The following is a 309-nucleotide window of genomic DNA, read 5'->3' as shown; positions in this document are numbered from 1 at the left end:
CTGAGGGATCCCCACAAAATTACTGCTAATAAACCAGCACCATATTTCGGTAGGTTCTGGACAGATGGTTTAGAACTGTGCTCAGTACTGTTCGTCTTAAAATAAGTGGCGAGTGTCGAAGAACATTCTTCGCTAACGTCAGATATGAGATAACCCGCCGGGATTTAATGCTGTTAGCCTGATATTTCAGGTGTAACCCTTTATTTTCAGCGTGATAACCGAGTAACCACATTACGATAGTGCTCAACGTTGCCAGCAGACTCAGAACCAGAATTCTTCCTGTTGAACGACTTTTGCTGGCCCGAAGAC

At 44.3% G+C, this 309-nt stretch carries 1 pseudogene; it reads right to left on the bottom strand.

Annotated features, from left to right (window positions below):
- Positions 1 to 25: 25 nt before the first annotated feature.
- A pseudogene (locus ACUU1I_RS21425) lies at positions 26 to 309 on the bottom strand (IS4 family transposase); the annotation flags it as partial.

It is taken from the genome of Shigella sp. SIG3 (assembly GCF_053555855.1).
This window is presented reverse-complemented; position numbering and strand designations above follow the sequence as displayed.